The following is a 14,947-nucleotide window of genomic DNA, read 5'->3' as shown; positions in this document are numbered from 1 at the left end:
ACCGGCAGTTTAGCCTTTGCCAACTTCCTTCGCGAACGTATCGCGCAGGCCGATGGTTCGGTTGAACACGGGGTGACCAGGCGCCGAATCCGGATCGCGGACGAAATATCCCTGCCGCTCGAACTGCATCACCTCGGACGAATTACCCTCGACGATCCCAGGCTCAACCCGCGCATCGGCCAAAAGCTCGAGCGATTGCGGATTGAGGTCGGCGGTGAAATTGGCGGCGTCCGGCGTGGGCTTTACAAACAGCTGGTTGTAAAGTCGGATTTCGGCCGGCACCGAATGCGCCGCCGACAGCCAGTGCAGCGTCGCCTTCACTTTCCGCCCGTCGGGCGCATTGCCGCCTTTGGTCGCCGGATCATAGCTGCAGCGCAGTTCGACGATCTCGCCCGCGGCGTCTTTCACGACTTCCCGGCAGGTGATGAAATAAGCATAGCGCAGCCGCACCTCGTTGCCCGGCGAAAGCCGGAAGAATTTCTTTGGCGGGTTCTCCATGAAGTCATCGCGCTCAATGTAAAGCTCGCGCCCGAACTTGATCCTGCGCCTACCAGCCGCCGGATCGTCGGGATGATTGACAGCCTCGATCTCCTCGACCTGCCCTTCCGGATAATTCTCGATCACGACTTTCAGCGGCCGCAGCACCGCCATCCGCCGCGGCGCTGACCTGTTCAGTACTTCGCGGATCGAGAATTCGAGCATGCCGACATCGACGACGCTGTTGGCTTTCGCCACCCCGATGCGCTTGACGAATTCGCGGATCGCGGCCGGCGGCACCCCGCGCCGTTTCAACCCGGCAATGGTCGGCATGCGCGGATCGTCCCATCCACCGACATGCCCCCCGCGCACCAGTTCGGTCAGCACCCGCTTCGACAGCAACGTGTAGCTCAGGTTGAGCCGGGCGAATTCGTATTGATGGGGCTTGGACGGCACCGGCAGCTTGTCCAGCAGCCACTCGTAGAGCGGGCGGTGATCCTCGAATTCCAGGGTGCAGATCGAGTGGGTGATGCCCTCGATGGCGTCGGACTGCCCATGGGCGTAGTCGTAGCTCGGATAAATCGACCATTTATCGCCGGTGCGCGGATGGGCCGCGTGCAGGATGCGGTAGAGCACGGGATCGCGCAGATTGATATTGCCCGACGACATGTCGATTTTTGCACGCAGCACACGTGCGCCGTTGGGAAACTCGCCGGCCTTCATGCGGCGGAACAGATCGAGATTTTCATCGACCCCCCGCTCCCGAAACGGGCTGTTCCGCCCGGGCTCGGTCAGCGTTCCCCGCGAAAGTCGGATTTCGTCCTGCGACTGATCGTCGACATAGGCATGGCCGGCGCGGATTAGCTCTTCGGCCCAACCGTAGAGCCGCTCGAAATAGTCCGATGCATAAAAAAGATTGGTTCCCCAGTCGTAGCCGAGCCAGCGGACGTCGGCTTGGATGGAATCGATATATTCCTGCTCCTCCTTGGTCGGATTGGTGTCGTCGAAGCGGAGGTGGCAGCGCCCGGCAAATTCCTGCGCGATGCCGAAATTCAGCGCGATCGACTTGGCATGGCCGATATGCAGGTAGCCGTTCGGCTCTGGCGGGAAGCGCGTCACGACCTGTGTGTGCTTATGCGCATCGAGATCGGCCTGAACGATGTCGCGAATGAAATCGCGCCCCGCCTCTGCCGCCGCCAGTTCTGCCGTCATTGATGATTTCCTATCCGGATCAACGGACCTTCTGCCAAATCCGTCGATCCACGCCAAGCCCGCACAGGGCTTTAGTTAGGCAACTTTCCTGCTATACAGCACCGCGCTTCGCGCATGCCCTCTCCACCTCCGGCCCACTCCCGCAATGACCGATTCCGTCGTCACCCGCTTTGCCCCCTCGCCCACCGGCTTTCTTCACATCGGAGGCGCCCGCACGGCGCTGTTCAACTGGCTCTATGCGCGCAGACGCGGCGGCAGGATGCTGCTGCGGATCGAGGACACCGACCGGGAGCGCTCGACCCCGGAAGCCATCGACGCCATTCTGGACGGGTTGAAATGGCTCGGACTCGATTGGGACGGCGACGTCATCTACCAGTTTCAGCGAGCCGCCCGCCATCGCGAAGTCGCAGAGCAAATGCTGGCCTCGGGCCGGGCCTATCGCTGCTATGCGACGGCGGAGCAACTCAAGGCCATGCGCGAGACGGCGCGCGCAGAAGGCAGGACCCGCCTCTACGACGGCATGTGGCGCGACCGCGATCCGGCCGAAGCGCCGTCTGCGATCCGACCGACGATCCGTCTCAAGGCGCCGCAAACCGGAGAGACCGTGATCGACGACCAGGTGCAGGGCCGCGTGGTCTGGCAGAACGAAAGCCTCGACGATCTGGTGCTGCTGCGCGGCGACGGCAATCCGACCTACATGCTGGCCGTCGTGGTCGACGATCACGACATGGGGGTAACCCATGTTATTCGCGGCGACGATCACCTGATCAATGCCGCGCGGCAGAAGCAGATTTACGACGCGCTGGGCTGGGAGCTGCCGAGCATGTCGCACATTCCGCTGATCCACGGCCCGGATGGATCGAAACTGTCGAAGCGTCACGGCGCGCTGGGCGTGGAGGCCTATCGCGCCATGGGATATGTGCCGGCGGCGCTGCGCAATTATCTGGTGCGGCTCGGCTGGAGCCATGGCGACCAGGAGATATTCTCGACCCAGGAGATGATCGACGCCTTCGATCTGCCGGCGATCGGGCGCTCGGCGGCGCGGTTCGATTTCGCCAAGCTCGAAAACCTCAACGGCCACTATATCCGCCACGCCGGCGATCAATCTCTCGTGACCCTGTTCGAGGACGTGCTGAGCTACGTCCCCGATGGTGCGAAGGTGAAGGCCAAGCTCAACGACGCCACGCGGGCTCAACTGCTGAAGGCGATGCCGGACCTCAAACAGCGCGCCAAGACGCTGATTGAGCTGATCGACAGCGCAAATTTCATCTTCGCTGACCGGCCGCTGGCGATCGACCCAAAAGCGGCGGTTCTGCTGACCCCGGAAACCCGGCAATTGATCGGCCGACTTGGTGCTGCGCTCGAACCCTTATCGGCATGGACGGCGGAAACCACGGAAGCCGCCACCCGCGCCTTCGCCGAACACAATAACCTCAAGCTCGGGGCCGTTGCGCAGCCGCTGCGCGTGGCGCTGACGGGCCGAACCACCTCGCCGGGTATTTTCGACGTGCTGGCGGTCCTTGGCCGGGAGGAATGCCTTGCCCGGCTGGCCGATCAGGCCTCGGCCTAAAGGCAGCGCAGCCGAGCCGGCGCTCCATCTTGCAGTGCACACGGCAATACGATACCCATTTCTGCGGTGCTTCTGGAACATCCGACCGGTCCCACCATTTCATGGTCAGGCCCGCCCGGCCTCCGCAACGATCTCATCGGGGACTTCACGATGGACGCAAAAACCGACACCCAGGCCAAGACCGCTACGCTTACGGTCGGCAACAAGAACTACGATTTCCCAATTCTGAGCGGATCCGTCGGCCCTGACGTCGTCGATATCAGCAAGCTCTACGCCCAGTCCGGGATGTTTACCTACGATCCCGGCTTCACTTCGACCGGCAGTTGCCAGTCCAAGATCACCTATATCGATGGCGACGCCGGCATTCTGGAATACCGCGGATACCCGATCGAGCAACTGGCGGAAAAAGGCGATTTTCTCGAAACCTGCTACCTGCTGCTGTACGGCGAGCTGCCGACTAAAGCGCAGAAGCTGGATTTCGATAATCGCGTGATCCATCACACCATGGTGCACGAGCAGATGGCCCGGTTCTTCCAGGGCTTCCGCCGCGACGCCCATCCGATGGCGGTGATGGTGGCCTCGGTCGGCGCCCTGGCCGCGTTCTATCACGATTCCACCGATATCAACGATCCGACGCAGCGCATGATCGCCTCGATGCGCATGATCGCAAAGATTCCGACGCTGGCGGCGATGGCGTTCAAATACACGATCGGACAGCCGTTCGTTTATCCGAAGAATTCGCTGAGCTTTGCCGAGAATTTTCTCAACATGTGCTTCGCGGTGCCGTGCGAAGAATACCAGATGAACCCGGTGCTCGCCGATGCACTGGACAAGATCTTCATCCTGCACGCCGACCACGAGCAGAACGCCTCGACCTCGACGGTGCGGATCGCCGGCTCCTCGGGAGCCAACCCGTTTGCCTGTATCGCCGCCGGCATCGCCTGCCTGTGGGGACCGGCTCATGGCGGCGCCAACGAAGCGGCGCTGGCGATGTTGTCCGACATCGGGTCGGTCGACAAGATCCCGGATTTCATCAAGCGGGTGAAGGACAAGAACAGCGAAGTCCGGCTGATGGGCTTCGGCCATCGCGTCTACAAGAACTACGACCCGCGCGCCAAGATCATGCAGAAGATGTGTCATGCCGTGCTGGCGGAAACCGGCCACGGCGATGATCCGATGCTGAAAGTCGCGCTGGAGCTGGAAAAGATCGCGCTCAGCGATGAATATTTCATCGACCGCAAGCTGTATCCGAACGTCGATTTCTATTCGGGCATCACCCTGAAGGCGATGGGCTTTCCGACCTCGATGTTCACCGTGCTGTTCGCGGTCGCCCGCACCGTCGGCTGGATCAGCCAGTGGAGCGAGATGATCGAAGACCCGCATCAGAAGATCGGCCGCCCGCGCCAGCTCTATACCGGCAGGCCGCACCGCGACTACGTCGACATCGCCCAGCGCGGCTGAACGCTGCAGGGTGGTTGCAGACTTGCGTTCCCGGACGCAGCACGAGCCGCGCAGCTCGTCGCCACAAGCACGTTCACCCGCGGCCATGCATCGCTTGGAATGCCGCATCGCGCCGGGGAAACCCGAGGTCGTCATGGCCGGGCTTGTCCCGGCCATCCACGTCTTTGACGCGGCGCGGCGTGTTGAAGAAAGCTGATCCACGAATTCAAACAGCGAAAGTCAGACACGGCTTTACGATCTCGCGGCGCCATGCGCCCGAGGTTTGCCCGTGAACGTCCCGCCCTCTTCGAGAAGAGGGCGTGCGGAACGCCGGGTGCCCTGTGCACCCACAGCCTCGCGTGCGAAAAAGGGTAGGCTGCACACGAGTATTTCAGTCACCGCAGATACACCGGCCTTCCCGGCGTCCCGCACGCGATGGTTTTAACGGCTTATCTCGTTGCTCCCCGGCAGCCGACTTCGCTTTTCGTTGCCGTCGGAACCGATGAGGATGGCCTTGGCCCGGCTTTGGGCGCTCTCATCGGCCCTTGGTGTCACGCGGGACACCGGGACCTCACGTCTTCACCGTCCGCCTGCAGCGCCGTACGTCAGCGTTCGGTTCGGCAACTCACGGACCCCTTGCGGGGATCGGCCCTGTCACCTCACCTCGCGCCTGACGCTGCCGCGTCCACCGCATCCTGCCCCGCGTCCGTGACGTTCGCGAGCGCCCCTGTAGTGGGGCAGGACACCAGCAGCATAAGCCGGGTTACGAGCGTGGGGATAGGTATACATTCACAAGTACGTGAACGCGCATGGGGTCGTCAGGGCCGGCGCAACGCTAGACCGGCGCCCCCCGCAGCGTCTCGAGCACGATGGCGGCGGCGCGTAGGCTGGGCGGCTGGCTGCCGGTCGCCATGACGGCATCGAGCCGCGAAAACGCTTCGAGCTGGCGCCGCCGCTGCGCAGTATCCCCGATAACGTCGCGCAACGCCGCAGCAAGCTTGTCCGGCGTTGCATCCCGCTGCATGAATTCGGGGACCACGTTCTCGCCGAGGACCAGATTGGCGAGAATCACCGACGATGTTTTGGCAAGCGTGAGCGCGATCCACATCTCGACGGGACCGGCCCGATAGGCGCCGATCATCGGCACGCCGGCAAGCGCAAGTTCGAGGGTCACGGTGCCGGATTTGGCGAAGGCGGCATGCGCGATCCGGAATGCCGCTTTCTTTTCCTGCTCGCCGAGCGCGATGCGCGGCTGCACCCGCCAGGCCGCAGCGCCTTCGCGCACCTCATCGAGCAGATGCGGCATGGTCGGCAGCACCAGCTCGAAGTCCGCACCCTGCTCGCGCACGAGCCGCAGCGTCTCGCCGAACACCGCCATGTGATGCCTGATCTCGCTGCGCCGGCTGCCCGGCAGCACCAGCAGCACCGGCGGCTTTGCGTCGCGGCGCCGCTGCTCATCGGGGTTCGGCCGCAGCGCGCCGATCTGCTCGATCAGGGTATGGCCGATATAGGTGCAAGGCGGCCCGCCCAGCCTGCGATACGCTTCCGGCTCGAACGGCAGCAGCGCCAGCACGTGATCGACGTAGCGGCGCATCGCGCGGGCGCGGCCGGATCGCCAGGCCCACACCGTCGGCGCGACATAGTCGACAATGGGAATCGCCGGCGCGCGGGAGCGGACCTGCCGCGCGACGCGGTGGGTAAAGTCGGGACTGTCGATAATCACCAGAATATCGGGTGCCGCCGCGACGGCGGCGTCGGCGGTCTGCCGGACGCGCGCCAGAATCATCGGCAGCTTTCGCGCCACCGCGGTAAATCCCATGATCGACAGTTCCTCGATCGGAAACAGCGACACCAGGCCCTCGCGCGCCATGCTCAGGCCGCCGACGCCCTCGAACCGCACGGCATCGCCGAGTCGCTGCCGCAATACCTTCATCAGGCTGGCGCCAAGCCGGTCGCCGGATTCCTCGGTTGCGACCAGGAATATTTTGCGCTGGACTGGCGAGGTTGCCGTCACGCCGGTAGACCCACCACGAACAGGTTCGCTTTATTCGCGGCTTCGACCATGGATTGAGGTTCGGCGACGAGGGTGTTGCCCGCGATGACCGCGATACCAGCCAATTGTGCCGCCGCCGCGCCGTCAATGGTCGTCGCCCCCAAGGTGGGCAGATCGAAGCGGAGATCCTGTCCGCTTTTCGGCGCCTTCACCAGTACGCCGCGTCCCGCCTTGGCGCGAATACGACCGTCCCCGCGAAGGCGCGAAACGCGCGCCAGCAACCCGTCGGTGCCCTCGATATCTTCAATGCCGACGACATGACCGTCGATCACAATGGCAGCCTGCCCGATATCGAACGGACTGAGCGCTTGCAGCACATCCCGTCCCCTGGCGATGTCGGCATCGGCGTCATCACTGGGGACGGCGCGCGTCAGGCAACCCGCGGGCATCAGCAAATCCGGCGCGACATCCTTGATGCCGACCATCCGAACCCCGTCTTTTTCGAGAATGCGGCCGACGCTGGACAGCAGATGATCGTCGCCGCCGCGGAACGCTTTCAACACGCTCGGCATGGCACGAAGCGTTTTCCAGTCGAGCCGGATTTCAGACAACGCAGGCCGCACCAGCGCCCCGATGAAAACCAGATCGCGACAGTTCTCGGTCCGCAATAATTTCGCGAGCCTGCCTAGCTGACCGATTGAAATCCAGTGATGACGGAAACGCGCGACCAGCACCGGATCGCAGACGCCCCGCAATGCGAAGAAAACCGGACGGATGCCGCGGGCGGTCAACGAATCCGCCACGGCGAACGGCAGCACGCCGCCTGCCGCGATCAGGCCGATGGGCGATGAAATCTGCGGAGCCTGAACCATCACTGGCGGACCCGCGATCAAGAGGTATTGCCGTCATTCGCCGGCAGGCAGAGCGCACGGTGCTTGCCGTTGCGGATGAACGCCAGGATCTCCGCAATCGCCGGGTCCGCGGCCGCCAGGTGCTGCACGTCGTTCAGACGGTCGGCGAACATGCCCGTTCCGTGGAACAGTTTCCGGTAGAAAGCGCGCAGCAGGGCGAGGCGCTCCCGCGTGAACTTGCGGCGCTTCATGCCGATGATGTTGAGGCCTTCGAGGGTGGCATACTGGCCGTTCACCAGGCCGAACGGAATCACGTCGCCGCGCACGCCGCATACGCCGCCGACCATTACCTGCGGTCCGACCCGCGTATGCTGGTGCACCGCGGACAGCCCGCCGATAAAAACAAAATCGCCGATCTCGCAGTGGCCGCCGAGAGTAGCGGAGGTCGCGAAAATCACGTCATTGCCGACCTGGCAGTCGTGGCCGACATGGCTGCAATTCATGAAGTAGCCGCGATCGCCGACGCGGGTGATGCCGCCGCCGGCGACGGTGCCCGCATTCATGGTCACCGATTCGCGGATGATGCAGCCATCACCGATCTGAAGTTCGGTCAGTTCGCCGCGATAGCTCAGCGACTGCGGCGGGGTGCCGAGCGAGGCGAAGGGATAGACGGTGCAGCCCGCGCCGATGGTGGTGCGCGCGGTGACGTGCACATGCCCGACCAGCCGGCAATCAGGGCCGATCACGACATCGGGGCCGATCATGCAATATGGACCGATCGAGGTGCCCTCGCCGATCACCGCGCCCTCTTCGATCCGCGCGGTGGGATCGATCCTGATCATCGAATGGTCCAGCATCAGCCTGTCGATATGCGAATGTGTCCGGGTTTTCCGTTGCGTAGCCGGTGATGCCAACCCTGTCCAGTGACGGTCGGGCCCGCCGCATTTCGTGCTTTTTCGATTACGCCGGGCGCATCAGTTTCAGCACCGCCGTCAACCGGAGGCTGCGCTTGCCCGCGAGCGCGGTCGCTTCCAGTTCGGCGCCTTGGCCGTCGCACGTGCCGGAAAAACCGATACCCACCTCATGGCCGCCGAAGATCGGATGCTCGCCTTTTGCCGGCGTATGTTCCTGATTGAGAATCTGGCCTTTCCAGCGGCCGCTGGCCGAGGTGTAGGTACCGAGATAATAGAAGAACGCGTCGCCGCCGAGAATGCGGCCGTCATGGAGCAGCATCACCCCGGTAAGGCCGCCGTCGATGCCGTCGAGCATCCGGATGTGAATGGAATAAAGGCCGTTGATGACGCCGCCTTCGCCGACCGCACCGACAGGGGCGGCAATCTCGTCATCGATCGGCGTCATCACCGATTGAAAGACGGCGCCGGGCATCTGCGGCGAACCGCCCTCGAAACGATAAATATCGCCGTCGGCGCTGCCTCGAACGTCGATCGTGGCAATATCGGCGCCGAGCAGCGATTTGTAATTTGGATCGTTATTGTGGCGATGGCTGGTGATCTCGGAAACGACGACGCCGTCGGTTTCGCGATAGGTGCCGTAATGCGCGAAGGCAGAATTACCACCGAGCATCTCGCCGGCATGCGCGTACATCACGCTTCGGCCAACAGCGTCGTTGACCTGGAACCTGACCTTGTAAAAACCCTCCAGCAACGATCTTCTCCCGCCGGCGATCTCCTCAGTCCGTCAGCATCGCGCCGACGTCGGCCTCCGCAGCGGTGACGCCATTCACCTTGGCATCGCCATGAAACCACCACATGGTCTTGCGGCGGCCAATGCTGCGCATGTGGTATTCGATGGTGTCGCCGGGCATCACCGGCTTGCGAAACTTGCACTTGTCGATGGTCAGGAAATACACCGCGCGCGGCTTCTGGGTGCCTTCCACCGACAGGATGCCGATCACGCCGGCGGTCTGCGCCATGGCTTCGATCATCATCACGCCGGGATATACCGGACGCTCCGGAAAATGGCCCAGGAACGGCATTTCGTTGAAAGTGACGTTCTTGATGCCGATGCCGCTGTAATCGGCCCGGATATTGACGACCCGGTCGATCAGCAGCATCGGATAGCGATGCGGAAGCGTTTTGAGAATGGTGTTGATGTCCACTATCTCGATTCTGACCGGCGATTCCATCACCCCTGTCCCCCACCTTTCGGCCTCGGTGAAGCCGATCCCGGATGTGGCGCGCCGTCGCGTACCAGACGCTCGATCGTGACGATCTCTCGAAACCACTGCTTGGTCGGCTTTGCAAAGAATCCGCCCCAGCGCCCGTTGGCGGGGACGTCATCCTTGACGCCGCTCATTGCCGTAACCTGCGCGCCATCCCCGATATTCACGTGGTTGTTGATCCCCACCCCGGCGCCCAGCGCCACGTAGTCGCCGATCGTCAGGCTGCCCCCGAGTGCGACCTTTGCCGCAAGCAGACAATGCCGGCCGATCGTTACATTGTGGCCGATCTGAACCTGATTGTCGATTTTAGTGCCCTCCCCGACAACCGTATCGCGCAAGCTGCCGCGGTCAATGGTGGTTCCGGCGCCGATTTCGACGTCGTTCTGAATGATGACGCGGCTGGTCTGCGGTACCTTCACGTGACGGCCGGATTCAGGGATGAATCCATAACCATCCTGTCCGATGTGGCAGCCGGGGTGAACCAGCACATGGTTGCCGATCAGCGCAAACTGAATGGTGCTGCCGGGGCCGACATTGCAGTCCCTGCCGATCCGGACCTGCGCGCCGATCACGGCGCCGGAGCCGACCACCGAGCCGGCGCCGATTTCGACCCCAGGCCCGATCACGGCCAGCGGATCGACGATCACGTCGTCCTCCAAGCGCGCCGTTGGGTGAATGACCGCGGACGCCGCGATGCCGCTGATGCCGAACCAGGACGGCGGTCGCAGCGAATCGGCTTGAAACGCGCGCGCGCATGCCACGAACGCGCGAAGCGGATCCGCGGCGCGCAAGACCGCCACCCGGGGCGGTACGGTCGCGGCGAATCGCTCGTTCACCAGGCAGGCGCCGGCGCGGGTCTGCGCAAGCTGGTCGGTATATTTCAGGTTGTCGAAAAACGTCAGGTGCGACGGCCCTGCCTCATCGAGCGCAGCCAGCCCCTTGATCCGCTGGTCGGCCCGCGAGGGGTCGACCAGATGCGACTTCGTCAACGCTGCAATTTCGGCCAGCGTCGACGAAGCCGGTTGCTTGAAAAACGTGGGCTGGGCCATTCCATCCGCTGCGGTCCGGCGCGCCGTCGAACTCAGAACGAAGTTCCGCCGCCAAACTTGAATTGCTGTACGCGATCATACGCGCCCTTTGTGATCGGCACCGCGTAATCGAAGCGCAGCGGTCCGAACGGCGACGCCCAGATCAGGCCGACGCCTACCGAGGTGCGGACGAGGTTGCTGTTGTCGTACACCATCGCGCATTTGCAGGGATTGCCATTGACCAGGCCGTTGATTTCGCCGGTCAGGATGTTCGAGGTCGGGCCCTGATAGTCGAACACCGAGCCGGCGTCGGCATAGACCGCCCCCTTCAAGCCCACTTCCTTGGGCAGGAACCAGAACGGCATCTGCAATTCGGCCGACGCACCCCAATATTTGGTGCCGCCAAGCGCATCCCCGCTTCCGGTGAAGGGGAAGAAGGTGAGATCACGCGGACCGATGCCATTGGGCGCAAAACCGCGGACGAGATTCGGCCCCATCTGGAAATGATCGAGCATCCGGATGTCGTTGTTGCCGATCTTGGTCAGCGCGCCGGCCTGAACATGAATCAACCCGACGATATCGGCAACCAGCGGCGTGTAGTATTTGCCGTCCACCGCGGACTTGAGGTAGGTCACGTCGCCGCCGACGCCGGCGAAATCCTGCCGGAAGTCGACCAGGAGGCCGTCGGTCGGACTCCTGTTGTTGTCCAGCGTGTTGTAGTTCAGCGTGTAGCCGACCAGCGACGTCACGGTCGATCCGCTCGCCAATTCCTTGCGAACCGGAAGCGACGATTCGCCGTCGCCGAGACAGCCGGGGATGCCGTTGAGCAGAACGTTTCCTGTCGGATCGACGCCGCCCAGCACCTGACTGATATAGGCCGGCGTCGGGTAGAAGTTCGGGCCGAGAATGTTGTTGCAATTGTTGAGCGTGGACGGCAGCGATACCGACGTCTGATACAGCGAATAGCGAAGCTGCAGCGACAGGTCTTCGCGCAGGCCGAAGCCGAGCCGCGGACTGAAGCCAAGCGTCTTGGTGTTGTAAGACACGTAATTGTTGGCGAGCTGCTCGCGGTAGAACAGGTCAAGACCGCCGGCGACACGATAATCGAACAGATACGGCTCGACAAACGACAGCGAACCGCCTCGCGCATATTGTCCGTACTGCACCGCCGCTTTCGCGAACAGGCCGCGGCCGAGGAAATTGCGCTCGGAGATGCTGACTTCGGCCAGCGCGCCGTCCGACGTCGAATATCCGCCCGACACCGAGAAGTCACCGGTGGATTTTTCTTCCAGCTCGACCACGAGAATCACGCGATCGCTGGACGAGCCGGGCTCGGTGGTGATTTTCACGCTCTTGAAGAAATCGAGGTTCTTCAGGCGGCGTTCGGAGCGGTCCACCAGCGCGCGATTGTAGGCATCGCCTTCCGAGACGTCGAATTCGCGGCGGATCACATAATCGCGGGTACGGGTGTTGCCGCGGATATTGATGCGTTCGATGTAGGTCCGCGCGCCCTCCTCGATCCCAAACACGATCGACACCGTATGGGTCTCGAAATTACGATCGCCGCGCGGACGTACCGAGGCAAAGGCGTAGCCGCGCCGCGAGGCCTCGATCTGCATCTCCTCGACGGATTTTTCCAGGGCTTCGGCGTTGTACAGCGAGCCGACATTGACGCGCGAGAAGCCGCGCAACGAATTGCCGTCGAGGGTCGCAATGGCGGACTGGAATTCAACCGATGCCACGCGGTATTGCTGGCCTTCCTCGATCTTGAAGGTGACGAGGAATCCGCCCTTCTGGGGGTCGTATTCGGTGAGCGCAGCCACCACCTGGACGTCGGCGAAGCCGCGCTTCAGGTAATAGCGGCGGATGAGATCGCGGTCGGCCTCGACCCGGTCGGGATCGTAGACGTCGCCGCCGCCGAGGAAGCTCAGCAGGTTCGCTTCACGGGTCTTGATGACGTCCCTCAGCCGGTAGGACGAAAAAGAGTTGTTGCCGATAAATTCGATCGATTTGACGCCGGTCTTCGAACCCTCGGTAATGGTGAAGACGAGATCGACGCGATTGTTCGGCTGTTCGATGATTTCCGGATTGACGCGCACGTCGTAGCGGCCGGAACGGCGATAGATTTCGGCGATACGCTGGGCGTCGGACTGCACCATCGGGCGCGACAGCGTGCCCCGCGGCTTGGACTGGATCTCCGCCAAAAGCTGCTCGTCCTTGACCTTCTTGTTGCCCTCGAAGGCCACGCGCCCGATCACCGGATTCTCGATCACGGTCACAACCAGCCGGCCGCCGGCCTGGTTGATCCTGACGTCCTGGAACAGTCCGGTTTCGATCAACGCTTTCAGGCCGTCGTCGATGCGGCCCTGGTCGAGGCGCCCGCCGGGACCCGGCTTGAAGTACGAACGGATGGTTTCGACCTCCACGCGCCGGTTGCCTTCGACGGCAATCGAGGATGCGGTCTGGGCGGCGGCCGGCGAAGAGATCAAGGCTGCAGTCACCGTCGACGCGACCGGCAGGGCGACCAACATCAGGGCGGCGAACAGGCCTCCCCGCACTCGCATTCCAACATTCATGCGCAACGCGCCCTTGTTCGTCTTGAGCCGGCCCGCACCCCTACGAACCGGCAGATTCCCATCAGCCGTCCCGCTTGTAGCCAATTTCGCAGGGACGGCAAACGGCCTTTCGCAGTGCAATTTCATTTTCATTCCAAGACGTTGCCCATCGGCCACGCGACTCAAAAAGCCGGTCATGACGCGGCCAGATGCAGGATGTCGTTGTAGGTCGCAAACACCATCAGCATCAGCACGAGGCCCAGTCCGATCCGAAATCCCATTTCCTGCGCCCGTTCTGACAGCGGCCGGCCCCGCACCGCTTCGACGGCATAGAACAAAAGGTGACCACCATCGAGCAACGGTACCGGAAACAGGTTAAGCAGTCCGATCGAAATCGAAAGCACCGCCGCAAGATGGACCAGGGCCGACAGGCCGATGGTGGCGACCTGCCCGGAGATCTGGGCGATCCGCAGCGGACCGCCGACTTGGTCCGCCGCCTCGCGGCCGGTAAAGATGCCGCCGATATAGGCCAGCGTCCGGTCGACCACGAACCAGGTTTCCTTGACTCCGAGCCAGAGCGCGGTTGCGGGATTGACCCGCTCGGTCAGAACGTCGCCGGGATTGGTGGCCCGCGTAATGCCGAGCACGCCGAGGCGGTGCACGTTCCCGAAATTGTCTTTGATTTCCTTGAGTTCCGGCGTGCCGCGCAGTTCCAGCGTGGCCTCTCCCCGCTTCACCGCGAAGGTCAGCTTCTCACCGGCGCGAATACTCACGATCCGCTGCATCTCGGAAAAACTTCCGATCGCATTGCCGTCGATCGCCGTCACCACGTCGCCGCTCTGAAAACCCGCTGCCGCGGCCGCGCTGCCGGCCTGTACGGTGTCGACCCGCGCGGTCGTACTGGGCTTGCCGAAAAACGTGAACAGGCCGGTGAAGATCACGATCGCAAGAAGGAAATTCGCGATCGGACCGGCAGCGACGATCGCCGCGCGCGGTCCGACGTTCTTGTGATGGAAGCTGCCTTTGCGTTCTTCCTCGGTCATGCCGGCGAGGGCCGCGCTTGACGGCGTGGAGGCTTCGCTCTCGTCGCCGAAGAACTTGACATAGCCGCCGAGCGGAATGGCGGAAATTTTCCATCGCGTGCCGCGCCTGTCGTTGAAACCCGCAAGTTCCGGCCCGAACCCGAGCGAGAATGTTAACACCTTCACGCCGGCCCAGCGTGCAACCAGGAAATGTCCAAGCTCATGAAAGAAAACGACGATCGTCAGCACGAACAGGAAAGGAATGATGTAGCCGATGAGGCCATGGCTCAACGTGTTGAAACTGTGCAGAAAAAACTCGGACATCCAATTCCCCTCAACCGGAGCCGATGGCTCCGTCCCCAACCCTCTAGGATGCCTTTGCGGCAATTTGAGGCAAGAGGGTGGCGGCTTTATTTCTCGCATTATGGTCAACGGCGATCGCATCGTCGGCACAGGTCAGCGGCATCAGATTTCCAGACCGCACCCAGTCATTCATCGTGGTCTCGACCAGCCGGGCAATCGCCCCGAACCTGATCCTGCCGGCGATGAAGGCGGCCACGGCAACCTCGTTGGCCGCGTTGTAGACGGCCGGGGCGGTGCCGCCTCGGGCACCGGCC

At 62.8% G+C, this 14,947-nt stretch carries 11 protein-coding genes and 1 pseudogene; 2 read left to right on the top strand and 10 right to left on the bottom strand.

The features are described from left to right. Positions 1-9 precede the first annotated feature (9 nt). Entirely contained in the window at positions 10-1,689 is a 1,680-nt protein-coding gene (locus tag ACFE72_RS16670; protein ID WP_375414222.1) for a glutamine--tRNA ligase/YqeY domain fusion protein, read from the bottom strand. A 145-nt stretch (positions 1,690-1,834) separates the two neighbouring features. On the opposite strand from ACFE72_RS16670, the gene gltX reads away from it, so the two are divergent. Beyond that, positions 1,835-3,259, top strand: a complete 1,425-nt coding sequence (gene gltX, locus ACFE72_RS16665) for a glutamate--tRNA ligase (protein ID WP_375414221.1) — start codon at positions 1,835-1,837, stop codon at positions 3,257-3,259. Positions 3,260-3,409: 150 nt separating this feature from the next. Next, entirely contained in the window at positions 3,410-4,720 is a 1,311-nt protein-coding gene (gltA, locus tag ACFE72_RS16660; protein WP_375414220.1) for a citrate synthase, read from the top strand. An 814-nt stretch (positions 4,721-5,534) separates the two neighbouring features. Here the strand turns inward: gltA and lpxB are convergent. The 9 genes and pseudogenes from lpxB to ACFE72_RS16615 form a co-directional block, all read right to left on the bottom strand. Then, on the bottom strand, positions 5,535-6,713 hold the full coding sequence (lpxB, locus tag ACFE72_RS16655; protein ID WP_375414219.1) for a lipid-A-disaccharide synthase: 1,179 nt from the start codon (positions 6,711-6,713) through the stop codon (positions 5,535-5,537). Next, positions 6,710-7,564, bottom strand: coding sequence for an LpxI family protein (locus ACFE72_RS16650; RefSeq protein WP_375414258.1), 855 nt, complete (start codon positions 7,562-7,564; stop codon positions 6,710-6,712). The genes lpxB and ACFE72_RS16650 overlap by 4 nt, the downstream gene beginning before the upstream one ends. Before the next feature lie 17 nt (positions 7,565-7,581). After that, the gene (lpxA, locus tag ACFE72_RS16645) at positions 7,582-8,385 is read right to left on the bottom strand and encodes an acyl-ACP--UDP-N-acetylglucosamine O-acyltransferase (RefSeq protein ID WP_375414257.1); all 804 of its coding nucleotides are present in this window, start codon (positions 8,383-8,385) and stop codon (positions 7,582-7,584) included. A gap of 118 nt (positions 8,386-8,503) precedes the next feature. Further along, the gene (locus ACFE72_RS16640) at positions 8,504-9,208 is read right to left on the bottom strand and encodes a GrlR family regulatory protein (protein WP_375414218.1); all 705 of its coding nucleotides are present in this window, start codon (positions 9,206-9,208) and stop codon (positions 8,504-8,506) included. 25 nt (positions 9,209-9,233) lie between these two features. Beyond that, positions 9,234-9,689 carry a 3-hydroxyacyl-ACP dehydratase FabZ gene (fabZ, locus tag ACFE72_RS16635; RefSeq protein WP_375414217.1) on the bottom strand — a complete coding sequence of 152 codons (456 nt, stop codon included), beginning with the start codon at positions 9,687-9,689 and terminating at the stop codon, positions 9,234-9,236. Then, the gene (lpxD, locus tag ACFE72_RS16630) at positions 9,689-10,774 is read right to left on the bottom strand and encodes a UDP-3-O-(3-hydroxymyristoyl)glucosamine N-acyltransferase (RefSeq protein ID WP_375414216.1); all 1,086 of its coding nucleotides are present in this window, start codon (positions 10,772-10,774) and stop codon (positions 9,689-9,691) included. Before lpxD ends, fabZ begins: the two co-directional genes overlap by 1 nt. A gap of 32 nt (positions 10,775-10,806) precedes the next feature. Then, entirely contained in the window at positions 10,807-13,329 is a 2,523-nt protein-coding gene (gene bamA, locus ACFE72_RS16625; protein ID WP_375414215.1) for an outer membrane protein assembly factor BamA, read from the bottom strand. A 173-nt stretch (positions 13,330-13,502) separates the two neighbouring features. Further along, the gene (gene rseP, locus ACFE72_RS16620) at positions 13,503-14,654 is read right to left on the bottom strand and encodes an RIP metalloprotease RseP (RefSeq protein ID WP_375414214.1); all 1,152 of its coding nucleotides are present in this window, start codon (positions 14,652-14,654) and stop codon (positions 13,503-13,505) included. A gap of 43 nt (positions 14,655-14,697) precedes the next feature. Next, positions 14,698-14,947 (bottom strand): annotated as a pseudogene (locus ACFE72_RS16615) (1-deoxy-D-xylulose-5-phosphate reductoisomerase); the annotation flags it as partial.

Origin of the sequence: uncultured Bradyrhizobium sp. (assembly GCF_964252615.1) — a bacterium.
Taxonomy (GTDB): Bacteria; Pseudomonadota; Alphaproteobacteria; order Rhizobiales; family Xanthobacteraceae; genus Bradyrhizobium.
This window is presented reverse-complemented; position numbering and strand designations above follow the sequence as displayed.

Coding starts and splice junctions, on each gene's coding strand:
- lpxA (WP_375414257.1), bottom strand. CDS start 8,385: ATGATCAGGATCGATCCCACCGCGCGGATCGAAGAGGGCGCGGTGATC.
- ACFE72_RS16650 (WP_375414258.1), bottom strand. CDS start 7,564: ATGGTTCAGGCTCCGCAGATTTCATCGCCCATCGGCCTGATCGCGGCA.
- rseP (WP_375414214.1), bottom strand. CDS start 14,654: ATGTCCGAGTTTTTTCTGCACAGTTTCAACACGTTGAGCCATGGCCTC.
- gltX (WP_375414221.1), top strand. CDS start 1,835: ATGACCGATTCCGTCGTCACCCGCTTTGCCCCCTCGCCCACCGGCTTT.
- lpxD (WP_375414216.1), bottom strand. CDS start 10,774: ATGGCCCAGCCCACGTTTTTCAAGCAACCGGCTTCGTCGACGCTGGCC.
- gltA (WP_375414220.1), top strand. CDS start 3,410: ATGGACGCAAAAACCGACACCCAGGCCAAGACCGCTACGCTTACGGTC.
- ACFE72_RS16670 (WP_375414222.1), bottom strand. CDS start 1,689: ATGACGGCAGAACTGGCGGCGGCAGAGGCGGGGCGCGATTTCATTCGC.
- fabZ (WP_375414217.1), bottom strand. CDS start 9,689: ATGGAATCGCCGGTCAGAATCGAGATAGTGGACATCAACACCATTCTC.
- bamA (WP_375414215.1), bottom strand. CDS start 13,329: ATGAATGTTGGAATGCGAGTGCGGGGAGGCCTGTTCGCCGCCCTGATG.